23 protein-coding genes and 1 pseudogene are annotated in these 23,976 nt (G+C 70.8%); 16 read left to right on the top strand and 8 right to left on the bottom strand.

Going from position 1 to position 23,976, the window contains the following annotated elements; translation table 11 throughout:
* The first annotated feature begins 127 nt into the window (after positions 1 to 127).
* From RM423_RS13730 to RM423_RS13680, 11 genes are all read left to right on the top strand, one after another.
* Positions 128 to 1,339 carry a GNAT family N-acetyltransferase gene (locus RM423_RS13730; protein ID WP_311423602.1) on the top strand — a complete coding sequence of 404 codons (1,212 nt, stop codon included), beginning with the start codon at positions 128 to 130 and terminating at the stop codon, positions 1,337 to 1,339.
* Between the two features lie 137 nt (positions 1,340 to 1,476).
* On the top strand, positions 1,477 to 2,607 hold the full coding sequence (locus tag RM423_RS13725; protein ID WP_311423601.1) for a Rieske 2Fe-2S domain-containing protein: 1,131 nt from the start codon (positions 1,477 to 1,479) through the stop codon (positions 2,605 to 2,607).
* 4 nt (positions 2,608 to 2,611) lie between these two features.
* Positions 2,612 to 3,982, top strand: a complete 1,371-nt coding sequence (locus tag RM423_RS13720) for a His/Gly/Thr/Pro-type tRNA ligase C-terminal domain-containing protein (protein WP_311423600.1) — start codon at positions 2,612 to 2,614, stop codon at positions 3,980 to 3,982.
* A gap of 53 nt (positions 3,983 to 4,035) precedes the next feature.
* Complete coding sequence (locus tag RM423_RS13715; protein WP_311423599.1) at positions 4,036 to 4,458, top strand: cupin domain-containing protein; 423 nt, start codon at positions 4,036 to 4,038, stop codon at positions 4,456 to 4,458.
* Positions 4,459 to 4,469: 11 nt separating this feature from the next.
* Positions 4,470 to 5,636, top strand: a complete 1,167-nt coding sequence (locus RM423_RS13710) for a GTP cyclohydrolase II (protein ID WP_311423598.1) — start codon at positions 4,470 to 4,472, stop codon at positions 5,634 to 5,636.
* Entirely contained in the window at positions 5,633 to 6,256 is a 624-nt protein-coding gene (locus RM423_RS13705) for a DUF6939 family protein (protein ID WP_311423597.1), read from the top strand. The genes RM423_RS13710 and RM423_RS13705 overlap by 4 nt, the downstream gene beginning before the upstream one ends.
* Positions 6,253 to 7,629, top strand: coding sequence for a phenylacetate--CoA ligase family protein (locus tag RM423_RS13700; protein ID WP_311423596.1), 1,377 nt, complete (start codon positions 6,253 to 6,255; stop codon positions 7,627 to 7,629). The genes RM423_RS13705 and RM423_RS13700 overlap by 4 nt, the downstream gene beginning before the upstream one ends.
* Complete coding sequence (locus tag RM423_RS13695; protein WP_311423595.1) at positions 7,626 to 9,140, top strand: class-II aminoacyl-tRNA synthetase family protein; 1,515 nt, start codon at positions 7,626 to 7,628, stop codon at positions 9,138 to 9,140. Before RM423_RS13700 ends, RM423_RS13695 begins: the two co-directional genes overlap by 4 nt.
* Before the next feature lie 7 nt (positions 9,141 to 9,147).
* A complete protein-coding gene (locus RM423_RS13690) occupies positions 9,148 to 10,860 on the top strand; it encodes an Ldh family oxidoreductase (RefSeq protein ID WP_311423594.1) in 1,713 nt (570 codons plus the stop codon).
* Positions 10,857 to 11,921 carry an LD-carboxypeptidase gene (locus RM423_RS13685; protein WP_311423593.1) on the top strand — a complete coding sequence of 355 codons (1,065 nt, stop codon included), beginning with the start codon at positions 10,857 to 10,859 and terminating at the stop codon, positions 11,919 to 11,921. The genes RM423_RS13690 and RM423_RS13685 overlap by 4 nt, the downstream gene beginning before the upstream one ends.
* 127 nt (positions 11,922 to 12,048) lie before the next feature.
* Complete coding sequence (locus tag RM423_RS13680; protein WP_311423592.1) at positions 12,049 to 12,831, top strand: HpcH/HpaI aldolase family protein; 783 nt, start codon at positions 12,049 to 12,051, stop codon at positions 12,829 to 12,831.
* Between the two features lie 27 nt (positions 12,832 to 12,858).
* Here RM423_RS13680 and RM423_RS13675 read toward each other — a convergent pair whose 3' ends face one another.
* The 4 genes from RM423_RS13675 to RM423_RS13660 all read right to left on the bottom strand — a co-directional run bounded on the left by RM423_RS13675 (position 12,859) and on the right by RM423_RS13660 (position 16,501).
* Positions 12,859 to 13,995, bottom strand: a complete 1,137-nt coding sequence (locus RM423_RS13675; RefSeq protein WP_311423591.1) for an MFS transporter — start codon at positions 13,993 to 13,995, stop codon at positions 12,859 to 12,861.
* A 50-nt stretch (positions 13,996 to 14,045) separates the two neighbouring features.
* Positions 14,046 to 14,480, bottom strand: coding sequence for a hypothetical protein (locus RM423_RS13670; protein WP_311423590.1), 435 nt, complete (start codon positions 14,478 to 14,480; stop codon positions 14,046 to 14,048).
* 52 nt (positions 14,481 to 14,532) lie between these two features.
* Positions 14,533 to 16,110: a relaxase/mobilization nuclease domain-containing protein gene (locus RM423_RS13665; protein ID WP_311423589.1), complete on the bottom strand. Its 1,578-nt coding sequence runs from the start codon at positions 16,108 to 16,110 to the stop codon at positions 14,533 to 14,535.
* Between the two features lie 61 nt (positions 16,111 to 16,171).
* Positions 16,172 to 16,501: a hypothetical protein gene (locus RM423_RS13660; RefSeq protein ID WP_311423588.1), complete on the bottom strand. Its 330-nt coding sequence runs from the start codon at positions 16,499 to 16,501 to the stop codon at positions 16,172 to 16,174.
* Between the two features lie 414 nt (positions 16,502 to 16,915).
* Between RM423_RS13660 and RM423_RS13655 the strand changes: the two genes are divergently transcribed.
* The gene (locus RM423_RS13655) at positions 16,916 to 17,215 is read left to right on the top strand and encodes a hypothetical protein (protein ID WP_311423587.1); all 300 of its coding nucleotides are present in this window, start codon (positions 16,916 to 16,918) and stop codon (positions 17,213 to 17,215) included.
* Between the two features lie 66 nt (positions 17,216 to 17,281).
* Positions 17,282 to 17,452, top strand: coding sequence for a hypothetical protein (locus RM423_RS13650; RefSeq protein WP_311423586.1), 171 nt, complete (start codon positions 17,282 to 17,284; stop codon positions 17,450 to 17,452).
* On the opposite strand, the gene RM423_RS13645 is transcribed toward RM423_RS13650, so the two are convergent.
* The 3 genes from RM423_RS13645 to RM423_RS13635 form a co-directional block, all read right to left on the bottom strand.
* Positions 17,453 to 18,304: a hypothetical protein gene (locus RM423_RS13645; protein WP_311423585.1), complete on the bottom strand. Its 852-nt coding sequence runs from the start codon at positions 18,302 to 18,304 to the stop codon at positions 17,453 to 17,455.
* A gap of 277 nt (positions 18,305 to 18,581) precedes the next feature.
* Positions 18,582 to 19,715 carry a TIR domain-containing protein gene (locus RM423_RS13640; protein WP_311423584.1) on the bottom strand — a complete coding sequence of 378 codons (1,134 nt, stop codon included), beginning with the start codon at positions 19,713 to 19,715 and terminating at the stop codon, positions 18,582 to 18,584.
* On the bottom strand, positions 19,712 to 20,296 hold the full coding sequence (locus RM423_RS13635) for a recombinase family protein (RefSeq protein ID WP_311423583.1): 585 nt from the start codon (positions 20,294 to 20,296) through the stop codon (positions 19,712 to 19,714). Before RM423_RS13635 ends, RM423_RS13640 begins: the two co-directional genes overlap by 4 nt.
* Positions 20,297 to 20,657: 361 nt before the next feature.
* On the opposite strand from RM423_RS13635, the gene RM423_RS13630 reads away from it, so the two are divergent.
* From RM423_RS13630 to RM423_RS13620, 3 genes are all read left to right on the top strand, one after another.
* Complete coding sequence (locus tag RM423_RS13630; protein WP_311423654.1) at positions 20,658 to 21,842, top strand: GNAT family N-acetyltransferase; 1,185 nt, start codon at positions 20,658 to 20,660, stop codon at positions 21,840 to 21,842.
* Positions 21,842 to 22,780 (top strand): phosphotransferase, encoded by a 939-nt coding sequence (locus tag RM423_RS13625; RefSeq protein ID WP_311423582.1) that lies wholly within the window; start codon positions 21,842 to 21,844, stop codon positions 22,778 to 22,780. Before RM423_RS13630 ends, RM423_RS13625 begins: the two co-directional genes overlap by 1 nt.
* 118 nt (positions 22,781 to 22,898) lie before the next feature.
* A complete protein-coding gene (locus RM423_RS13620) occupies positions 22,899 to 23,798 on the top strand; it encodes an alpha/beta fold hydrolase (RefSeq protein WP_311423581.1) in 900 nt (299 codons plus the stop codon).
* Positions 23,799 to 23,865: 67 nt separating this feature from the next.
* Here the strand turns inward: RM423_RS13620 and RM423_RS13615 are convergent.
* Positions 23,866 to 23,976 (bottom strand): annotated as a pseudogene (locus RM423_RS13615) (IS30 family transposase); the annotation flags it as partial.

Genomic DNA, 23,976 nt, shown 5'->3' with positions numbered 1-23,976 from the left:
CACCCTTCCCGTCGGCGAGGCGGTCCGCAACGTGAACATTGGAGTGAGCTGTACCATTGTAACAGCACAAGTGCGGACAACCGCCCCTCGGCCGTCGTTGTTACCGGCCTTTCGTACGATCGGCGACATGTCGGCCCCTGTCTCGATCGCACAGCATGAGTCGATCGCCGAACTTCGTCAGGGGCACCCCGCGCTGGCCGACTTCTGGGGACTCAGCGCACGCGCGCTCGGCGTGACGCTGTCGCTGCCCTTCGTCGAGTCGGTCGAATCGAGCCCACGCACCGTCGTCCGGTACCTCAGCGCCGTCGACGCGGAGGGCCGGTTGCTCGGCGTGCTGCCCGCCTACCTGACGTCCGACGAAGCGAACCCCTACTACGACCTCGCCGCGCTCACCGGCGCGCCGGCCGACGGCCTGTACCCCTCGCTGCTGGTCGGTTCGCGATCCGGCTACCGCAACGGTCTGCTGGTCGATCCCGCACTGTCGCCCACCGACGCGGCCGAGGTGGCCGGCCTTCTCCTCAGCGCGGCGCGCGAGCACGCGGTCGAGGCCGGCGCGCGCACCGTCACCGCCGCGTTCGTCGACTCGGCCAGCTGGGCGACGCTCGCGCGGGCCGAGCCGCACGCCGTCGACACCACGTACTTCGCCATCGTCGACCTCGCGCTCGAGCTCGACAGGTTCCACGGCGAGACCCCGGCCCTGGCCGAGCTCGACTACCACCGATGGCTCGGCAGCGACCGCAGCCGCAAGCTGCGCAAGCAGGCCGCCCGCATCGTCGCCGCGGGCTCGACCGAGACCGAGGGCCCGCTTGTCGACGAGCTCCCGGTGGCGGCCGATCTCCTGGCACAGCACGCCGACACGCTCGGGCTGCGTCCGACCGACTGGCTCGACTACGTCAGCCAGCTCGCGCGGGTGATGGGCGATCGTGCGCGCCTAGTGCTGTTGCGCGACGCCGCAGACGAGCCCATAGCCTGCGTCGTGCTGCTCACCGACGGCACGTCGGTGCACACGCGCGCGTACGGCGCCAGACCCGGACTGCGCGGCGACGAGTACTTCGAGGTCGGCTATCGCGCGCCGATGCTCGCGGCCTTCCGCCTCGGCGCCCGGCGGCTGCACTTCGGCCCCGAGGGCTGCGTGCCCAAGCTCATCCGAGGCGCGACACCCGAGCCGCTGTGGACGACCGTGCTGCCCGTCGGCCGCGCCCCTGTCCCCCCGCCCGCGGCTGCCGCCGATCAACGCCTACGCACGGCGGACGCCTGGCGTGACAGGTACGCACGGTCGGCGCACCGCTCCATGGGCGAGCTCATCGAGCGGCTGCACGAGCTCCCGCCAATCACCTGACCGCAGGGGAGATTGCGAGTGACAGTGGGTATAATGATCGATATCGTTCGTTCGGGAGCTGTGTCCCGCCCGATGACCAGACCGGATCGAGGCTCGATGACGTTCAACTCAGCATCGGCTCGATCCTCGGACGCGCCGTGCTGAGCGCCGAGCAGAACAACACCCTGACCCACGTCGGGCCCGGCACCCCGACCGGCCAACTCCTGCGCTCCTACTGGCATCCGATCGCGGCCGGGCCGGCGGTCGCCCCCGGCACGGTGCAGGCGGTGCGGTTGCTCGGCGAGAACCTCGCGCTGTTCCGCACCGAGGACGGCGAGCTGGGTCTGGTGCCCGCCCGCTGCCCGCATCGCGGCGCGTCCCTCGCGCTCGGCTTCGTGGAAGGCCAGGTGCTCCGCTGCGCCTACCACGGTTGGGCATTCGACCGTTCCGGTATGTGCGTCGAGACCCCAAACGAACCGGCCGGTTCACGTCTCACCGAGCTCGCGAGCACCAGGTCGCTGCCGGTACTCGAGCGCGGTGGCCTCGTCTTCGGCCATCTCGGCGGGACCGCCGATCCCGCACCCGGCATCACCGCGCTCGGGCCGCTGGCCGATCCGGACGCGATCACCGTCCGGATCGACGTGCTGCCGTGCAACTGGTTGCAGATCGCCGAGAACGGCATGGATCCCACCCACCTGGAGTGGCTGCACGGCCACTTCCGCAATGCGCAGTCGCGCCTTCGCGGCGCGCCCGAGCCCTTCGCCGTCCGCCCGCACGACGAGCTGGCGTTCGAGGAGACTCCGCTAGGCCTCGTCAAGCGCCGGCGACTGGTGGGCGAGAGCCGCGACGAGGCAGGCGAAGACTGGGAAATCGGGCAGCAGCTGATCTTTCCGGGAATTCTCTACCACTGCAGTCCGTCCTACCGCGGCATGCAGTTCCGGACGCCGATCGACGACGAACACACCCTGCACATCTGGTGGGAGGGCCGCGACGCCGACGAGCCGTCCGTCACCGTCGCACCGTCCACCACCCGCCGCCCGGACGGCAGCTGGGATCTCGATTCCATCGACGGGCAGGACGCCGTGGTCTGGGCCTCGCAGGGCTCGATCCTCGACCGCACCCGCGAGCGGCTCGGAGTCGCCGACCGCGGCATTACGATGTTCCGGCACATGCTGTTCGCCGAGATCGCTCGCGCCGCCGACGGCCTCCCGCCCCGCAACAGCGACCTCGTCGACGTCGTCGACCTGCCCCGGCGTACCGCAACAACGGCTGTCCTGCTGCCGCGGTGACGCGATGACCGATCCGGCCCCGACTCCTGTGGGCGCGCGTGAGCGCGTCGTCGCGGGCATCGAGCACACCCACGTCCTGGTGCGGCCCGGGCAGGAGCCGACGCCACTGGCCGACATCCCTGCCGTCGACAACGCCGCCCTCGCTGGACTGCTTGAGCGCCGCGCGACCGGGGCGCCCGACTATCACGCGCCGCCGATCGGCGCGACGCTGGCCGCGCTGCGCCTGGCCGCCCCGGACGGCGACGCCGAGGCCGGCCACATCCGGTGGTTCCCGGCCGGCGTCGTCCTACGAACGCTGATCTGCGACCGGCTCGAGCACTTCCTGACCCACGACCTCATGTCCAGCCCGGTGATCACGCCTGCACTGGTGCAGTGGGATGAGCGGCTCTCGGAGCTGGCCGGCAGCTTCCGCGAACGGATCTACGAGGTCCGCGGCACAGGTCGCGACGACCCGATGCTGCTGCGCTACGGCGCTGATCCCGGCTTCTTCACGCTGCTCGACGACGTCACCGCGGACGGGGCGCAGATGCCGTGGCGGTGGCACGAGCAGGTCGCGGGATTCCGCCGCAACCGCAGTGGCGAGCTGAACGGCCTGCAGCGCACAAGATCCTTCGACTTCTTCGACTGCCACAGCGTGTGTAGCGACGCGGCGTCAGGCATGGCCGAGTACTTCGAGGTGCTAGACGCCCAGCTCTCGTGCGTCGACGCGATGCAACCGGTCGATCACGCCGTGGCGATGACGGCCGTGGCGGGCGACGCCGAGTCGATCACGGCCATCCAGCGCTGGAGCGATCGCAGCGGGCGGGCGGTGGCGTTGGAGCTGATCTCGCGCCGCAAGCACTACTACCGCCTGCTACACAACATCTACGACCCTCGTGGGTTGCGAACGATGCACGGGCAGCTCGACGACCTCAACGGCCAGCACTGGCATCCGCGGGACACCGGTCCGGTCACGATCGTGCACAGCGCCACCGGATCGCTCGAGCGCTGGGTTCTGGTGCATCTACTCGACGGACTCGACGCCGCGCCGCCGAGCTGGCCGGACTGGCTGGCTCCGGTGCAGGTGCGGATATTGCCGGTGCGCCCCGAGCACCTGGCCCACGCGCAGGGAATCGCCTGCGACCTGCAGGCCCGCGGGGTGCGCACCGAGATCGACGACCGCGACGAGCCGGTGCGTCGGCGCGTACGCGACAGCGAGAGCCGCTGGATCCCCTACGTCGCCGTCGTCGGCGACGAGGTCGAGCTGGCGGAGGTTCGCCAGCGCGGCGGCGCGCGGCTGGCCACCACCGGGGCCCGGCTGGCGCACCGACTGGCTGCGGACGGGACGGCGGCCGCGCCGCCGACGTACTGCTCGCGGTCGCCCACCTTCGCGTGAGCCGAACCCCGGACAACAGACCGCCAGCGACACCGGACCACAGGAGAGTTCTCATGCAAGCGGCATTCGACCCCCAGCAGCACATCGTGAACCTGCGCGACTGTCCGCAGGAGGAGGTGTCGGACGGCGCCGGCGGCGTTCTGCAGGGCGTATTCGGCCTGTCGGGAGCCGTCGCGTTCCTGGACAACGGCGACGCGATCGGGCTCGACTCCATCACGATGGCGGCCGGTAGAGCGTTCGAGCTGCACACCCATCCCGGCGCGCACATCCTCGTCGTGCAGGAGGGCAAGGGCTCCATCACGATCGACGGCGTCGACTACGTCGTCGTCGACGGGGACTCGATCTACGTCCCGGCCAAGTACCCGCACGGCGTCAGCGCAGCTATCGACCGCGGCATCTCCTTCCTCGCGTTCGGCGTGCCGCACATGCCGGTGTCCGCGCCCGACCGGATGACCCTCGTCGAGGCGCCCCATTGAGCCGCCCGGAGATGACCACGCCCGTGTCGGTCACGGCCGCTGATCGCGAACGGCTGCTGGCCGGCGGCTTCGATCTCGCCGCACTACCGGAAGGCGTCGACGTCCACGGCCCGGCGTCGCTGCCGCTTGGCATCGACGACGTGAAGGCGCGTTTCACGCTGTACTACGTGGGGTTCCCGACCGGTCGCTACGTGATCGCGACGCTGGGTGACATCGGCGGGTCGGAGCCGGCGCTGTTGCGCATCGAGTCGGCATGCGCCTTCGGGCATCTGTTCGGGTCGCTGCAGTGCGACTGCGGCTGGCAGTGGCGCACGTCGTTGCGGACGATCATCGAGGCAGGCCGCGGCATCCTGCTGTACGCCGTCGACCAGGATGCCCGCGGCGCGGGCATGGCCGCCCACTTCGACATCTACCAGCTGCGCCAGCAGGAGGATCTCGACACAAGCGAGGTCTTCGTGCGCATCGGCGCGCTGTGGGACAGCCGGGACTACACACCCGTACCGCAGCTGCTGCGCGCGGTCGGCACCCGAACCATCGCCTTGATGAGCAACAACGCGGCTCGCGTCGCGTTGCTGGAGGAGGCCGGGTTCGACGTCACGCGCGCGCCGCTGGAGGCCGAGCTCACCGTCGAGAACATGAGCACGCTGATGCTGGAGAAGGAGGATCTCGGCTACGCGTGGTCGTTCGCGACCCACGCCGACGTCCTCGAGCCGTTGCAGGCATCGGTCGCCGACCGTCCGCAGACCGTGGCCGCGGCGCTGGCCGAGCCCGGCGTCGCCCCTACCGAGCACGTCGAGGCGAGCTGGGACGACATCGCCGAGCAGGTGCGGCACCTGGCAGGGCGGGTGGGCGCGGCGCAGCGGCAGGTGCTCTACCTGACCGACCTCCCGCGGCTGGCCGATCTCGACGGCTTCGCCGAGCTGGGCGTGCGCACGCTCGTGACGCCCTACCCGCACCTGCCGCCGCTGCTCACCCTGGCCGCGACCAGCTCCGGCATCCGCCTGGTCGACTGGTCACGCCGCAACGCCTGGACGGTCGAGAGGCCGCAGTGGGCGCCGCTCGCCGCTGACGAGAACCGGCACGCCTACCGCCTGGTCGGCCCCGACCTCGCGCCCGTGCAGCCCGAGGTCGCCCGGTCCTACGTGCGCTCGGTCGCGGGCTGGACGTCGGCTCCATGACGGCCCTTGCCGTGTCGCGGCTGCGCGGCCTGGAACTGCTCGGCGATCCGGACGCGTTGTGCGTGGACACCTTCAAGGACTGCGCGGCGCCGATGCGTGTCTGGCGCCCGCTCGGACCCTTCACAGTGTGGGACGAGGCGGTCCTGCCGGTGCCGGGACGGCCCGAGCTGCGCGCCCGCTCGGTCGAGTCGGTGTGGCAGGGCCTGAAGATCGTCGATGGCGAGCTCGACCTCGCCCAGCTCGCCGGCACGCCGGCGAAGCGGCCGCCGGACGACCAGCGCGGCGGCGGTTACCGCTACGACCGCTCGCGGTTCCGGCTCGGCGACGTCGAGCTGCCCATCGTCGACGCGCGGCTGTTGATCTACCTGCCGTTATACCTGTACCTGCTCGAGCACGTCGTGCCACCCGACGTCCACGAGCGGATTTCGTCCTGGCTCGCGATCGGCCGCACCGTCGCGTTCTACGACTGGGACGCCAACATGGACATCGACGACAGCTCGCAGTCGTTCAGCCATTCCTCGTTGCTGGCTCGCTGGTACGACAACGAGCTCGACGAGCTGCTGGCGCGGCACCACCGACTCGCCGCCGACGTGGGCGCGGCGCCCCTGGAGTTCTCATGAAGATGAACCGTTCGATGGCCGAGGCCATCTACTGGAAACAGATGTCGCTGCGCGGCCGGGGTGCGGTGCGCGACCGGCTGGAGTGGCTGGTCTCCAACGAGACGAAGTCGCCGGTCGAGATCGACGAGATCCAGGCCGCCAAGCTGCGTGACCTGGTCGCCCACAGTTACCGCACCGTGCCGTACTACCGCGAGCTGATGGACGAGCGCGGCCTGAAGCCCGACGACATCGCGACGCCGGCCGACCTGGCCAAGCTGCCGGTGCTCTCGCGAGCTCGGCTGGCCGCGCACCAGGACCGCCTGCTGTCGTCCGAGGCGGACACCGAGTCGCTGCAGGTCAACTTCAGCAGCGGTTCCACCGGCGTGCGCGCCCAATTCAGCCAGGATCAGGACTTCCGGCTGTGGATGCGCGCGCACCAGCTGCGCACCTACGCCTGGTGCAGCGGCTGGAAGCTGGGTGACCCGTTCGTCCTGCTGTGGGGCTCGGAGATCTACTGGAGCCTGAAGCAGCGCATCGAGCAGTGGGAAAACCGGCTGGTCAACCGACGCGAGTTCAACACCTTCCGGCTCAGCCCGGAGCTGATCGCGGCTTTCCTGGACGAGCTGATCGCCTTCCGGCCGGCGTTGGTGAGCACCTACTCGAACGCGATCCACCTGATCACCGGCGAGGCCGCTCGACGCGGGTTGCGCATCGAGGGGCTGCGTGCGGTGCAGGCGACGAGCGAGCCGCTGCCGCCCGCGCTGCGCGAGCGCATCGAGCAGACGTTGAACTGCGAGGTGTACGACAAGTACGGCATGCGCGAGAGCAACGTGGTCGCGCACGAATCCCCCGACCACAACGGCATGTTGCTTCAGTCCGAGAACGTCGTGGTCGAGATCCTGGACGACGACCTGCAGCCCTGTCCGGAGGGCGTGCGCGGCAAGCTCGTCGTCACCCCGCTGAACAACCGGGCCATGCCGTTGCTGCGGTACGAGACCAGCGACGTTGCCGCCCTGCTCCCCCGCGCGGCCGATGCGATCCTGCCGTTCCCCCGCATCTCGTCGGTCGCCGGACGGCTGCAGGACCTGATCGTCGTTCCGGGCCAGGGCCACGTCGACTCGTACTTCTTCAGTTACCTGCTGATGCAGCAACCCTTGATCCACTGGTTCCAGGTGATCCAGGACCGGCCGGAAGCGTTGACGATCCGCGTCTACGCCCCGGACGGTCTCGATCGCGCGACGCGCAATCAGCTGGTCGAGCGCATCGTCCACCACACGCAGTTCCCGTTCCAGGTCGAGTTCGACGTGCTCCACCGGATGCCGGAGTCCTCGACCGGGAAGTTCCGGCTGTGCGTGTCGAACCTCGAGCAGACTCCCCGGCTCGATCGAGCATGACGACGGCACAGATCGACGGCCCGCCGGACGAGCGCATCGACATCGACGACCGGTTTGAGAGCGACGGCCTTCTCGAGTCGGCCACGACCGCTCAGGCAAAGCCGGCGGAGACGACGGGGACCCTGAACGACTTCTCGCGCGCGCTGCTCGAGGCCGAGATCTTCGACACCCGCAGCATCGCGCTGCCGGGAGCCGCGATCACGCTGCCGTGGGGCGCCGCGCTGCTGCGTCGCTTCCGGGCGATCCTCGACGAGGAGTTCGACCGGTTCGGCTACGACGAGTACGAGTTCCCGGAGCTCGCGCCACCGAGCGTCTATGAACCCGCGATCGCGGCCTTTCCCGAACAGCAGAACCTGTTGTCGGCCGGCAGCGACGGCGACTGGGCGGCCGGGCGACCGCGCGCCGTGCTCACGCCCACCGGCGAGGCGTCGGTCTACACGCACTGGGCGCGGACCATCCGCGTCGTCGACGACCTGCCGGTGCGGCTGCGTCGCAACGCCAGGTACTTCCGGCCGGCTCCGCGCGGCTCGCGCAGCGGTCGCGGCATCTACCGCCCGCTCGAGGCGCCCGACGTGCACGAATGGCACGCCTGCGTCACCGACGACGCCGCCGCGAACACCGAGCTCGACCGCGCGTTAATAATGGCGCAGGCGATGACGGCGCGGCTGCAGGTGCCCGTGCTCTGGTCGCGCCGGCCGCCGTGGGGCAACAACGAGCAGATCGCCCGCCGGTGTTTCGGCGGCGACACCGTGCTCCCGACCGGGGGCACGATCCAGGTCGGCTGCGTCTACGACCAGGGCGACCTGTTCGCGCGCGCCTTCGACATCCGGCTGCGCGACTCGATTCCTCACCGGCATCCGATGCACGTCACGGGCTGCGTGACCCGCCGCCTGCTGCTGGCGCACCTGCACCAGCATCTCGACGAGCACGGGCAGCTGCAGCTCGACCCGGACGTCAGCCCGGTACAGGTCGCGGTCCGCGGCGCCGACGACGCCGTGCAGTCGCTGGCCGCCCGGCTGCGCGTCGACGGCGTGCGGGTGCACCTCGACGTCGCCGACCGCGGCGCGCTGCGTGCGGCGCGCGAGCGATGGCGCCGGCGCGGCGTGCCGGTGTTGGTGCTGGCGCAGTCGGCGCGCGGGCCGGGCGACCGGGCGCGCGCCGTCATCGAGACACCGGCCGGCGAGACCGCGCTCCTGGTCGCCGACGTCGCCGACGCCGCGCCGGAGATCGGCCGGGCCGTGGCCGACGAGACGGCGCGCGTACGGGACGCCGTCTCGGCCCGCACTGCCGCCCGGACGCGGCACTGCGCCGACGCCGAGACCGCGCGCAACTGGGTCGGCGCCGGTGCCGTCGTCATAGTGCCTGCCCTGGCGGAACGGGAAGCCACGGCTGCGCTCGAGCAGCTGGTCGGCGGCGAGGTCATCGGCTTCCGCCACGCGAACGACGTCGCGCCTGCGCTGCTCGGCGGCAGTCCCACCCGGGTGCGCGCGCTCGTGGCGCGGCGCGGGTGAGCCGGCCATGAGCTCGGGGCACGACGGTCAGGTCCGGCTCGTCGCCATCACCGGCGCGCCCGCCGTCGGCAAGACGACCGTCGCGCAACGCCTCGCGCGCCGGTACAGCGTCCCGGCCGCGACTCTCGACACCGACTCGCTCGCGAACGTCTGGCCGTGGACCGCCGACAACGCGCTGTACCGGCTCGTGGCCGACAACCTGCGCGCCACCCTCCCGCGGCTGCGTGCCTGGGGCGCGCAGGTCATCGTGCTGTCCGGTGTGCTGCTGCCCGGCGACGTCCTTGCGCACGTGGCCGACTTGCTCGAGGATCCGCAGTTCGACTGGGTCTGGTACGCGCTGCGAGCCGAGCCGCGGACGCTCGCCGCCCGGGTGGCCGGCGAGCACGCGGTGCAGGATCCGCAGCTGCGCGCGTCGATGAGTGGCCTGGACCGCCGGCTGGACGAGCTCGCCTCGGCCGGCATCGACGCACGTGACATCGTCACGGACGGCCTCGACGCCGATGCCGTGCTCGAGCAGGTGCTGGCCGCGGAGGCCGCCGCCGGTGCGCCGGTTGCCGGTGCGCCGGTGTCGGGCGCTTTGGTGTCGGGTGCGCCGGTGTCCGGTGCTTTGGTGTCTGGTGCCTTGGTGTCCGGTGCTCTGGCCGCGCCGAGCACGGCCGCGCCCGACGTGACGCTTCCGCGCGACGTGGTCCACCGGCTGGCGGCCGCAGCCCTGACGGCGCGCGGCGTCGACGCCGACGCCGCCGCGCAGTGCGCCGCGCAACTGATCGCAGCGGAGCAGGACGGCTACCCCTCGCACGGCCTCGTCCGCATCGTCGAGTACTGTGGCGCGCTGGATCGAGGCGAGCTTGATCCGGCCGCGCGTCCCGTGGCCACGACGGACGGCGCCACGATCGCAATCGACGGCAATCGCGCGCTCGGTGTCCACGTGCTGCGCGAGATCGAGCACGCGCTGACGAGCGCGCAGGGGGCCGACAGCGCGCGGTTCGTGCGGGTCTCGCACGGCGGGCACCTCGGCCGGCTCGGCCCGCTCGCCGCGCGCGCGACGCAGGCGGGCGTCGTCGTGCTCGGCTTCTGCAACTACTCCGGCACCGGGCAGAAGGTGGCGCCGGCCGGGTCGGGCCAGGGTCGGTTGGGCACCAACCCGATCGTCTTCGCGTGCCCCGCCGGCGACGACCGGCCGGTGGTCGTCGACATCTCGACCTCGGCCTGGAGCGAGGGCGCGGTGCGCATCGCCGCCCGCGCCGGCTCCGAGTTGCCCGCGGGCGTCCTCGTGGGACGTTACGGGACGGCCGTGCGCGATCCGAAGCGGCTGTACGCACCCGATGCCGCGATGCACACTGCGCTCGCGCCCCTGGGTTGGGGACCGGCGGGCACCGCACACAAGGGCTTCGCGCTCGCGGTCGCCGCCGAGCTTCTCGGCGGCGCGCTGGGCGGCGACGTCGTGTGCGCCCACGACGCGTTCGACGGCGTCGGCGGCAACAGCGCGTTCTTCATCGCCTTCGATCCGGCCGCCGTCGGCGTTGCGCCGGAAGCGTTGCACCGGCACGTCCTCGACCTCGAACGACACGTCGCGGCCGCCGATCCGGTCGAGCCGGATCGGCCGGTGCGGCTGCCCGGCCGCGGCGCCGCTCGTAGCGCACGTGGGCAGGTCACGCTGCCGGCCGCGCTCGCCGACGAGCTCGAGCTGCTGGCCCATGGCACTGGGCACGCCTCGTGACGCGGCCGCTGGTCCCGCCCGGCGCCGGCATCGCAGTGGTGTCGCCGGCCGCGCCGGCCGCGCACACCATGCCGCTGCGCCTCGAGCTGGGCCTGCGCTGGCTGGCCGATGCCGGCTACCGGCCGCGGCTCATGCCGTCGGCAGCCGGCGCCGACCCGCACCCCGAACCGGCCGAGCGGGTCGCGGACCTGCACGCCGCGTTCGCCGACCCGGACACCCGCCTGGTGCTCGGCGCCATCGGCGGGAACTCCGCCGTGACGCTGCTGCCGTTGCTCGATCCCGGGATTGCCCGCGAGCACCGCGCCGCGACGCAGGGCGGTTCGGATCTCACGTCCCTGCTGTGGTTCCTGCATCACCACGCCGGCACCCCGGCCATCTACGGGCCGATGGCCGCGATGGGGCTGGCCGAGCAGCCCGCCGTGCTCGACGTGACCGCCCGCGGCATCGCCGGGGCATGGTCCGGGCAGCCGTACGAGTGCCGCCCCGGCGAGTTCTGGACCGAGGAGCGGCTGCGCATCGATGCCGGACGCGAGGCCGCACCGCACACGCAACACCGCGCGGCCTCCGGCGCGGGCGGCTGGCGCGCCCCGCGCGGCGGTGGTCGCGCGCGCGGTCGCCTGCTCGCCGGCTGTCTCGAGGCGCTGGCCTGGTGGGTGCGGGGCACGCCGTCCTGGGACCTGCTCACCCGCAGCGACGACGTCGTGCTCGCCCTCGACATCGCGCTGCCGGGGTCGCGCTGGAGCGCCTCCGGCCTCGGCGGACCCGACGGCGTCGACACGATGCTGCGGGTGCTGGCCGCGGCGGGCGCGTTCCGCCACGTGACGGGGCTCGTGGTAGGCCGGCCGCGCGGTTACCTGCAGACCGAGCGCGCGGAGCTCGACGCCGCCCTGCGCCGGGTCGTGCCCGAGCACATCGTCGTTCTGACCGAATTCGATCTCGGCCACACGCAGCCGGAATGGGCCCTGCCGCTCGGTGTCGAATGCGAGCTCGACGCCGACGCGCAGGTGTTGCGGGTGGGCGCGGCCACCGGCACGGGAGACCGGTCGGCGGACACGGCATGATCAGTAACATCGCAGCGATCCCGGCACGATCCGATCATGGGAGCACACAGGTGGCCACCAACGACGAAGAGCTGAAGTCCGCCCGGCACAGCCCGGCGCATCATATGGCGCAGGCGGTGCGGCCGTCATGACGCACCCCCTGGCGCAGCTGGCGTCACCGTTACGCACCGCGCTCGACGCCTACGGCGTCGCGACCGGCTTCTTTTCCGTGACCGGGGAATCCGAGATCGTCGAGCTGTTCGCGGTCTGCGGCGCCGACTTCGTCGTCCTGGACATGGAAGCCGCGCCGATGACCAAGCGCGAGGCGCTGCATTGCTTGCAGGCGCTCACCGGCAGCTCCTGCGCCGGCGTGGTGCGAGTGCCGTGGCTGCAGCACCACTTGATCGAGCATGCGCTCGACGCCGGCGCGCACGGCATCATCGTGCCGAAGGTCGACACCGCGGAGCAGGCGGCCGCCGCCGTCGCGGCGACCTACTTCCCGCCGATCGGCATCCGCGGCCTCAACCCGGTGCGCGCCTCGGCGTACTTCACCGAGCTGGAGGCCTACCTCGCCGGCGTCAACGCGCGCACGACCTGCTTCGTGCAGATCGAGTCCGTCGAGTCCGTGCGCAACGTCGACGAGATCGCTGCCGTCCCCGGCCTGTCGGGGTTGTTCATCGGGGCCGGTGACCTCGCCGCCGCATTCGGGCACCCCGGTAACCCCGTGGGCGCGGACATGGACGACGCGCGCGCGGCGGTGCTGCGGGCGTGCGAGGCCAACGGCATCGTGCCCGGCATCTTCGCCTACAGCCTCGAGCTCGCCGTGCAGTACCGGCGCGAGGGCTTCCGGCTCATCGCGATCGGCAACGAGATCAAGATGCTCAAGGACGCGACGGTCGACGCACTTGCCGCGGCTCGCGAGCAGAGCTGAGCGGTTGCCTGCCGCCCGCCGACCCGCTCAGGCCGACGACGCCGCGTGGACGGACGTCGCGAGACTGAGCGCGATCAGCGCCGCGACGGCCACGAGCATGGTCGGGTAGCCGGCGACCGCATGCGCCTCGGCGAGCATCAGCGGTAAGACGAAGCCAACGTAGGTGAGCGAGTAGTAGACGGCCGTGAGCCCGGCCAGCTCGGACGGCGCTGCGATGCGCTGGGTCTCCACCAGCCCGCCGATCAGCGACAGGCCGTACCCGCCGCCGAGCAGCGCCGCCGCCACCACCGCCGTCCAGGGATCGGACTGCCCGATCGCGAGCGCCGCGACGAGCGCTCCCGCCCCGATCAATGCAAGCCCGATCGCGCTGGCGCCCACCGTACGGTCGGGCCGGTCGAGCCTGCGCGCGAATGGCTGCACCGCGATCCCCGTGCCGAGAGTGACGGCGACGATCAGTGCGCTGTACACGATCGCGTAGCCGTGCACTCGGTCGCCGAGCAGCGCCGGCTGCACCGCGAACGCGAGCGACGGCGCGGCAAACACCCAGGGCGCGGCAGGAACCACGACCGTCAGGAATCGGCGACGCCGCGCCGCCGGGACGCGGAGCCGCGCGGCGTAACCCGGCGCACCCGATGGCGCCGGCCCGGCCGTCTCCGGCGCCCACAGGACACCGGGCAGCGCGGCGATGCTGACTATCAGATGCGGCATATACGCAGTCACCAGCGGGTGCGGCGCCCACTGCGCGACCACGCCTGTCGCCATAGGGCCGGCGCCGAAACCGGCCGAGAGTGCGATCGCCGCCCGGCGCGGACCGGCCTCCGCAGCGGCGCACGCGGACAGCTCCTTGACCCAGGCCGTGCCGGCGGCGAACACCATGCCGCTCGCGACCCCCGCGACGAAGCGGCCGGCGAACAGCAGGCCGACGCAGTGGTCGCCGAGCATGAGCAGCACGCTGCCCAGCATCGACAGCGCCAGTGCCGGACGCACGAACCGCGCGCGGCCCCACAGATCGGCGGCCGGTCCGCTCAGCAGCATTGTCGCGATCAGCGCCACGGCGTAGATGCCGTACAGGCCGTCGCCGGTGGCGATCGACAGTCCTCTCTCGGACTGGTAGACCACCAGCGTCGACACGAACTGATTCGCGCCCCACGCGACGGCGAACATGCCGAGCGCAGCGCCTAACCAGCCGCGACGAGCGTTCGTCGGGCCCCGGGTCACCGCTTCCGGCATCGGATCCCGACCAAGCGGGCTACCGTCTCGCGCGCCGGGGTCGTTCGCGTCCTTTCCGGCTCGGACGGGCCGCGTGCGCCGGTCTTGGCCGTGTCGGCGCCGGAATGTCGACGCACTTGGGCGATGCCGGGTGCACACAGCGTGATGTCGTCGCTCATCGCTCCATCCTGGTTCCCAGGCCTGAAGCCTTCAAGCAACCCGGCGCGGTTGCAAACGATACGTGGCAGCGGGAGCTGACAGCTGTCACCGAGCGGATCGGGCTGCCGGCGAACATGCTGCAAACGGTGCTGGCCGAACGAATCGGCGCGCCGGACACGGATGCTGATGCCCTGGGGCTCACCGGCCGCGACCGACGTGACAATCTCAATCGCGGCCAGGACGTCCCCGCTACTGCGGCCCAGTCGGTCCGCGATGAGCACCCCGCGCAGCGCCGGCAGCCGGATTACGGCCTCCCAGGCCCCGCGTCCGGCACTAACTGCGGGTCGGTCCTCGGCCCTGGCCGTCGCCGCGGCGGCGTAGCTCCTCGGCGGCCGCGGCGGCCTTCTTTTGCGCGTCCGGTGTCGCCTTGGTCGGTCGCACCCGGAACGGCTTCGAGCTGAACGACATCGCCGCCAGGTCGGCCGCGTTCTTAGACCGCCGCGTCGCTGTCGTGGTGGCCTTCTGGGGTCCTGGTGCGACGTGTCGTAGTTGCTCGGCCGAGGCCAGCGCGGCCTCGGCCTGGTGGAGTCGTTGCTGGGACTGGCGCAGGTCGGCCACGGCGGCCGCCAGCGCCGCCAGTGCGACCGTGAGGGCCGCGACCTGCGCGCCGGGGTGCTTGGTCCCGGGTGCCAGCAGCGCCATCATGCGGCCCGCTGAGCGCAGCGCGGTGCCGGTGTCCGAGCGGGCCGGCACGCGCCGGTAGCGCTCCCGCCCGGCCCGGTCGAACGCTTCGGCGGCGTCGGTGATCGGCCCGCCGGCGTCGCCCTCCAAGCCGGCAGCGGCACCGGACAGCGTGTCCGAGGCCGCCCACGCGGCATCGGCCGCGGCGTCAGGGTCGGTGCCGGCGTCGGCGTCGGCGCTGATCTTGTCCGCGGCCTCGCGCACGATCCGCTCGGCTTCGCGCCACACCTGCTCGGCGTCATCGCCCGTCAACGAGCCTCCAAGCGGCGCGCCGGACCGGGCGTGCCAGCCTGCACCCCCGGCCGGCGTCTCGCGCTGGCCTGTTGCGGGCGCAGGCTCCCATCGGGCACGCAGCTTGGGCCAGGACAGGTCCGGGGCGAGCTTGCCGCCGCCGAAGCGGACCGGCTCGCCGGCCGCGTTCCTCCAGTCGTTCAGCGACACCGAGTAGCCGGTGATCTGCTCCGGGTTGCGCTCCGACATTCGTGGCCACACCGTCACGCCTTGGGCCGCGAGCCGGTCGGTGAAGTCGGCGAAACCGTAGCTGGACGCGGCGGCGGTCTTCACCTTCTGCCGCAACGTCACCCGCGGTGAGGTTCGCCGGCCCTTGGCCTCGGCCGTGAGTTGTTCCTTCACCCCAGGGCGGGCCGCCGCGGTGTTGTCATCGCGGGGTGCGGTCGAGCGCAGCCCGAACTTGTCCTCGAACTCGTGCCTGACTTCGGCCAGTCGGGGATAGTCCCGCCACACGTTCGGCGCCCGGCCGTCCTCCCGGGCAAGCGTCGCCACCACGTGCACGTGGTCGTCAGCGTGCCGGACGGCGACCCACCGGCAACCGGCCGGATCACCCTCGGGGGCGATGCCGGTGCGCTCCATCGCCGCGGTGCAGACCTGCGCCCACTCCTCATCCGACAGGCGCCGGTCCTCGGGGGCGTTGCGGAACACTAGGTGATAGACCCACTCCTTCGGCGCCCGGTCACACGCCCGGACCGGCTGCTCCAACTGCCGCACCAACGGCGCCACGTTGTGCATGTCCAGACCCTCGATGAATTCCGGCTCCAACCGGGCGGGGTTGCCGTCCCACGACGCGATCATGTGCGCGTCGGTGTGCTCGTTGCGCCGGCCCTCGCCGTAGAGGTACCGCACCAGACCGTACGGGGACTTACCTCGAAACACTCGGCTGATCATCGCGCCCGCAGCACCGAGCCAGCCGCCCGCGCGTAAAGCACGCGGCTGATCACGCCATCATCCGATGCACCGCCGCGGCGGCGTCACCAACCCGCGCCACTGTTCGGTCACTTGCCTCTGCCGCGGCGGCCAGCTCGGCCGCCGTCACATCGCCACCGGCCAATGCCTTCGCGGCGAGTTTGTTGACTGCCACCCCGATCCGCACCGCCGCTGTCCGTGCCTGCATTAACTCCGTCAGCGCCTCCCGGATCGGCGCGCCCGGAGCCTCGGTGCCCCGGGCCGCGGCCAATGCCGCCGTGCCCACATAGGCCGTGGGTGACAAGTCAGCACGGTTCGCCGCCGCCACCAGCGCCGCGTACTCCGCGTCATCAAACCGCACGTTCACCCCCCGGCGCCGGCCCGGCTCCCGATGCGTCCGCTTCCGACTGGACCGTGCCCGTCCTGCGGCTCCCTCCGCCCCTTCAGTGCTCACGCACATCCCCGCTTGTCCACGACCGCGTCCGGTCGGACCGAACCGCTCTTAGGTCCCGACAGGGGCCGGCCCGCGCCTAGGCCGGAAGTGAGGACGGTGTGCATCGCGCCAGTATGCGCGCCAGGACCCCGGAGGGCCACCTAAATGCATAGCATTTAACTATCTTGATACCTGAAAGTAGCTCTGCATCGGCGCTCAGTGTCGATACGGTGGTTAAGACGGTCCGCCTTCGGGCGGACATAAACAATCAGCGGGACGCTCGTCGACAAGGCCGGCGAGCTGGGCGTAGCCCTGGCCGGTCAGGCTGAGGCCGCCGATAACGTGGCGACCGCCCGCGCGAAGGCCAAGGCGCTTGTCGAGGCAGCGCAGGCCGAGGGCGACGCGCTGATCACGGCCGCCCAGGCCGGCGCCAGCAAAGCCGACGAGGCGTATGCCGAGGCTTGGAACGCAAGCAAGGACGCCGGTTGGGCGCCGGCCCAGCTCCGCGCGATGGGTTATGCCAAACCGCCGGTTGGGCGCCGGCCCGCGCCGGGCGGCGCGGGTGCAAGCGTCGTAAAGGACGCCACCGGGTCATCATCGAGCAATGTCGATGACGGCGAGCGCAACGTGGACGTGGCCTGAGCCTGACCGATGGTCACGTTTCCCCACGCGACACGCGGATGGTGGCGCTACTCGCGACTAACCTTCATGTCGTTCGGCACCAACGCAATCGTTGCGCTCTACCTGTTCGTGCCAGCGTTCACCGAACACAACAGTCTCGTGGTCGTCATCGGCGGCTTGTTGACCGTGGTCCTGCTCGCCCAGCTCGGCTGGGGCGCGGTCAACGCCGAGCGTGTCCGCCGCTACGGCTGCTGGTAACTACAGGCTCTGGCCGGGCGGCTTGGGCCGGCGTGAGGGATCGGGAACCGTCCGGGTTGACTTCGCCGGGCGCGCCGGGCGCGATGACCGAGGGATCGACAGTGCCGCGACCTGAGCCGCGGTCATCGGCCAGGTCCGGCCCGTCGTGGGCATCAAACCCGGCACCGGGCAGCGGGCGATGAGCCGCGGCACGTCGGAGTGCTGGCGTACCCACTCCGCCGCTTCCGGGCGTAAGAGCCGGAACAGGGTCTCGGTCTCCTCCATCCGCTTGACTAAGCCGGTCTTGTTCGAGAACACCGGCTCGTTGTGCGCCAACCGGTTACGGAACTTGCGCACCCGGTCCACCAAGGAATGAGCCTCGGCGCGTGTCACGTGCACAGGGAAAGCCCGCGCCACCATCGGCGTCCACAGCGTGCTCGTTCGCTCCTTGGCGGTGAGCTGGGTCCAGAAACCGAAGTCCAGCGCCGCCACCACCTGGCCGTGCGACGGCTGACCGCCGAGGCCGGCCCGAGCCACGTTGAGCTTGTCGACGCTGCCGGCGTTGATTCGACGTTGCGGCACCCGGTCTTTGGCCGGACCGCTCTCCAACCGGAACAGGCCAGTGCCCGGGTCGGCCGCCCAGTCCGGGTAGCGCGCACTGAGCTCGGCGTCGTAGGCGTTGCGCATCGCGACCTCGAAGTGCCCGACGTCGCGCAACGCCGCGGCCGCCATATGCGAGTTCCACTCATACAACGCCAGCGCTCGGCCCGCGTCGCCATCGGCCGCGGTGAGGTACCGGCCGAACCGTGGGCCGCCCAACCACTCGCGCACCTGATCCGGGGTCAACACCACCGGCTGGTCAGGACTGGTCACACCCCGTAGGATAGAAGACAGCGCCCCGTGGTCTCGGTCCTCTGGCTAGCTTCGGCTGAGTTAGGCACCACGGGGCTTTGCTATGCCCCACGCTCCCCCAGCTCGGCCGCCCACCGCCAATCCGCCCGGCTCTCTCGCCGGCTCGTAGCTCGACTGACTACCCAGCACACCGCCGCGGCCGCAAGGCTGGCCACGGCCGCCACCGCCAAGTACAGAGCCAGCACGGTCGCTACGAGGCTGATTGCGACGCAGACCAGGCCGAGGGCGGACCCGATCTTCATTCCGTGACCGAAACCATCAGTCCTTCTCGTTCGAGGATCTCCCGGACCTCCTCGAACGCTGCACTGATGTTGCCCCTGGGGAATCTGATCTGGCCAAGGCCGGCAATGTTGGAGAACTCCTCGCACCCGTCTTCGAGCATGACGATCGCTCGCCGTAGTCCGAGCCGGCCTTGGAACAGGCCCACTTCGTGAACGACGTTGAGCCGCGCGACGATCCGCCCGTCCTCCTGTTCGTCTTCACCTGTGAGGACCAGCAGCGCAAACGCCGCGTCGTCGAGCATGCTTTGCAGCCGGTCAGAGGTATGGATACCTGCGGTCGGGATCCGGTTGTACTCATCTGTGTCTAGCCTCAAGCGCTTCTCCACGAACGCGCTCAACGCCATCCACTCCTTGGATCGACCGTGGCCGATGAACACCTTGCCGGCCCCCACCGGCACGCCTTTCAGACCGTCAACGGTCGGTGCTGGACGGCGCCGAAGGTGGCTGACCACCTGGTTGCCTAGCCGAACCAGTTCTTGCAGGCCGACGTACGGCGAGCGCATCGACTCGATCACCGCGACGAACTCCTGGTGCGGCGCTAGGGCGAGAACAGCATCAGCAGTGGGGTCGCGCGTCACCAGCTGGCCAGTGGGCATCATGGTTCGCCGGAACGATTGAACTGCAACAACGTCGACCTTCTGGACCTCAATGAGCTGTCGTCGTAAGTAGGCGTCGTCGGCCTCAGCCAGGACCGTCTCGAGGACTGATTCGAGCCCGGCTTTGACCTCATGCAGAGTGGCTTCGGCAAGCTTCACCGGAGCTTTCATTGCGTCGGGGTCGAGGGTGTTCGCCCGCGTGGTGATGTGCGTGACGACTTCGGAGTAGGTGCGCTGCGCCCAACCTGTCGAGTCAGGTGCCAGCATGCTTCCGCCGAAAAGGCCCCACTCTCGGCTGAACTGCCGCCCAGCCGGCGGCGCCTCAAAACCGTCGTAATAGACCATAGCGTGATAGCCGATGTTCGATCCCGACCACGCCAAGTGAACCTTGGACGCTTCGCTTCGGATGGTGCCGAGGGCTGCCTCCACGGCCTCATCAGAGGCCCCGGCCGCTTGCTTGACGAGGCTGTCAACCTCCTCCAAGTAGCTGCTCACCTCGTCACTCCGTCGTTAAGTAACCGGCCAAGATGTGTGTATAGCGTCGGGCGGCTGACGCCGATCGTCTTGGCCACGACGCTCTTAGGTGTTCCAGCGTCGAGCATCTGGCGGGCGACGGCCAGCTTCTCCGGCGTCATGATCGGCGGCCGGCCTCCTACGTTGCCACGCGCCCGGGCGGCGGCCAGGCCGGCCATAGTGCGCTCGCGAATGACGTCGCGCTCGAACGCGGCCAGCGACGCCAGAATGCCGAACAGCAGCCGGCCGGCTGAGGTGGTGGTGTCGATCGCCTCGGTGAGCGAGTGGAAGCCGATGCCCCGTTCCCCCAGCTCGGTCACCGTCTGAATCAAATGCGACGTCGACCGACCCAGCCGGTCCAGCCGCCACACCACGAGCGTGTCGCCCGGCCGCAGCACACCGAGCAGCTTGGCCAGCTCGGGCCGGCTGTCCAGTGCGCCTGAGGCACGCTCGACAAAGACCCGTTCGCGCTCGACACCGGCCGCTGCCATCGCGTCGAGCTGGCCGGCCGGATCCTGCTCCAGCGTCGACACCCGCACATACCCATATCGGTAGTTCGTCATGGCCGGACTGTAAAGGAACTCAACGACAAGACCGCACCCGGCGGGCGAGATTCTGACACGGGTTTCCGACGTTGTTGGCTCGGCGTGTCGGAGCCATTCGGTTTACGTAAGGAAAAGGATCGTTTCTGAGACACCCGCGATTCGGCCGGCACGAGCTCGGATTCGCTGTGACCGGCAGCAGTAACTGGCACGGTTCTCGCAGCGTTATCTGGCGCACCAGCCGTCTCGCAGACGATCCTCCACACGGATTCGCCTGCAGGGCAGCGTGGGCCCTGCAAGGCGCCGCAGGGTCGTGATGGGCTGCCCGCCCGAACTTGATCGACGCAATCCGCTCGCGTCCTGACTTACGCTCGGCGATGTGATGGTCGAGATCCGTGCGGTGGGGCCGGGTGACGCCGCGGATTGGGTGCGGGTCTTGCCTCAGTACACCGGCCGGCCGATGTGGGAACCGGCGCCGGCTGCTTGGTACGACGGGCCGGAGCCGTGGCCGGCGCCGAGCACCGCCGGCGTGGTCGCCGAGCAGGTGCGTGACCTCGAGGCCCCTGACCTGCACCCCGTGGCCGCCGTGGTCGACGGCCGGATGGTCGGGGCGTCGGCGATGATTTCGCACGAGCTCACCGTCCCCGGCCTGCTCACCCGCCCACTGGGAGGGGTCACCTCGACCGGGGTGCTCGTGACGCACCGTCGCCGGGGGCTGCTTCGTCACATGATGCAACGGATGTTCGACGACGCGCTCGCCCGCGGCGAGTCGGTCGCCGGGCTGAGCGCGAGTGAGGGATCGATCTACGGCAACTTCGGGTTCGCGCCCGCGACAGACCGCACGGTCTGGCCGGCCCTGCACGAGAAAGTCCGGGCCTGTACCGTCGGCGAGCTCGCGGCTCGGCCGGGCCGCTGGTCAGACCTGTCGGACGCGGCAGTGGGGACCGACGGCCCGCCGCAGTACCTCGTGCACCGCACCGCGGGCGAGGTCGATGGTGTCGCGCGGTTCCGCCAGCCGTGGGGCCGGACGACGGCCGAGGCGGGCACCGTGGTTGTCGACGGACTGTGCACCACGAGCACGGCTGCCTACCGCGCACTGTGGCAGACGATCTTCTCCGTCGACCTCGCCCGAAGGGTCGTCGCCGCCGGCCGCCCCACCGACGAACCGCTGCGCTGGATGCTCACCGACCCCCGCGGCATGCGGGTGACCCGCCAATCGGACAACCTCTGGCTGCGACTGCTCGACGTCCCGTCCTGCCTCTCGCGGCGCACCTACCCGTACGCCGAGACTCTCGTCGTCGAGGTCGCCGACGATCCGATGTGCCGCAACAACACGGGAGCCTGGCGGCTTGAGACGTCCGGAACTGACGGGAACTGCGCGCGCACGACCGCATCGCCGGACCTCACCGTCGACATCCGTGCGCTGTCGCGGCTGTTCCTCGGCGGCGGGTCGGCCCGGCTGCTCGCGATGGCTGGTCTGATCCAGGAGCACCGGTCCGGAACGCTTGACCGGCTCGGCCGGTTACTGCGCACCGATCCCGCCCCGTTCAACTCTTTCGCGTTCTGATGCACGACGACGACCTCCCGATCACCGACAAGCTCGTGCGGACGCTGCTGCGTCGCGACGCACCGGCGCTCGCCGACCGGCCCTTGCAGCGGTTAGACGTCGCGGGGTCGTCGAACGTGCTGTACCGGCTCGGTGACGACCTCGCGGTGCGGCTGCCCCGCCAACCCGGCGGCTCGGCATCGATCAAGGCCGAGGCCCGGTGGTCCCGATGGTTGGCCCCGCGTATATCGGTCGCGGTGCCCGAGGTGATGGTGGTCGGCGAACCCGACGCCGAATTCCCCGAGCGGTGGGCGGTCGTGTCGTGGATCGAGGGTGAGACGCCGGCCGTCCCGCTGCCGAGCGGCCCCACGACCACCGCGCTCGCCGTCGAGCTCGGCGAGGTCGCGCGGCAGCTCCGGTCGCTTCCGGTGCCTTCCGACGCCGCCGCTGATCCGGCCCTCGCGTCCTACCGCGCCGGCCGGCTACGCGACGTCCGCGACGAGATTAACGACTGGCTCGCCCGCTGCCGCGAAGTGCCGGGCCTCGAGCTCGACCTCGCCGCCGCGGCGCGGTACTGGGCGTCGACGGCCGACCTGCCCGAACCCGACGTCGCCCCGACATGGGTGCACGCCGACCTGCTCGCCGAGAACCTGCTCGTACGCGGGCCAGCAGCCGCCGACCGGACGCTCGCCGGAGTGCTCGACCTCGGCGGTCTGGCCGTCGGTCGACCCGCAGTCGGCCTAGTCGGGGCTTGGGAGCTGTTCGGCCCAGCCGACCGCGAGGTGTTCCGCCGTACGGTCGACGTCGGCGACGACGAGTGGCAGGTGGCGCGGGCCTGGGCATTCGCCATCGCCGTGATGACCTTCCCGTACTACTGGCGCACCATGCCCGGCCGCTGCCGCCACCGCCTCGTCGCCGCCCGCGCAGTGCTCGATGAGGCCCGATCTGCGCTTCTCTGACACGAGGCGCAAGACGGATCGGTCGGTGCGTCCCGCAGGAGGAACCTGTCGCGGTCATCGATCCTGTCCCAGACCACTTTGGTGGCGGTGGGTGTCGGGACTGCGGCAGTCTGGTGGGGTGACGAACGGCTTGGCTGATCCGGTGTGGTGGGAGTTCGCCGTCCGCGGGGTGATGCTGCGCGGCACGGTGCAGGGTCGAGCCGATCACCGTTCTTCCGACGCCGCGGTGGTGGCGGTCCATGGCGGTCCGGGTGTCGACGGCGGTGGATTGCGCCACGTGCTCGCCCCACTAGCTGAGCGGGCCGCCCTTGTCGTGCCGGACTTGCGCGGCCACGGCCGCAGTGACCTGGCGTCATCGTCAAGCTGGACGCTCGACGACTGGGCCGACGACCTGGCCGTCGTGATCGATAAACTGGCGCTGCACCGCCCGGTGGTGGTCGGAGTGTCCTTCGGTGGCTGGGTCGCACTGCGCTACGCGGCGCGCCACCCTGAGCAGTTGGGCAGTCTGGTGGTCGCCGCGACCACCGCGCGGTTGCCCACCGTCGAGGAAGGCGCCGAGCGGATGCGGACCCTGGGGGGCCCGGCCAGCGCCGCCACGTGGCGAGCGGTGCACGCCGATTCGAGCGTCGAGGCGACCCCCGCGTTCGGTAAGCACGTCCAGACCCTGATGGCGACACGCCAGCCGGGCAGCGAGTTGGCAGCGGTGCGCGCGGCGCAGATCAGGACTCCGCAGGTCAACCAATACTTCACCCCGCTGTTCAGCCAGCTCGATCTGACCGACGACGCTCGCCAAACCCGCTGCCCGGTCACCGTCGTCGTCGGGGAACAAGACCCGCTCACCACGCCAGAGCTGGCTGTCGCCACCACTGACGCCTGTCCTGGGCCGGTCCGGTTGCGGATCATTCCCAACGCCGCGCACGACCTGCTCACCGACGCCCCCGACACCCTGCTCGCAGAAATCACCATCGCGCTCACCGCCCGCGAAATATCGGCCGGTCGGCCTCCAACGAACCCGTAACCCCATCCACCGGGCAGTTCGCGCCACTCGGAACTGCGTCCAGTAGCCGACCGGCGGATTCTGGCGGTCATTGCAACAGCAGGTCGCCGATCAGTTCGTTCGGCTTCTTGAACGCTAGCCGTTTGCGGGGGCGGTCGTTGAGTTCCTGGGCGACCCAGTCGAGGTCCTCGGCGGAGTG

It is taken from the genome of Jatrophihabitans lederbergiae (assembly GCF_031845305.1).
GTDB classification, from domain to species: domain Bacteria; phylum Actinomycetota; class Actinomycetes; order Mycobacteriales; family Jatrophihabitantaceae; genus Jatrophihabitans_A; species Jatrophihabitans_A lederbergiae.
The sequence above is the reverse complement of the archived record's forward strand: the minus strand, read 5'-3'. Positions and strand labels throughout refer to the sequence as shown.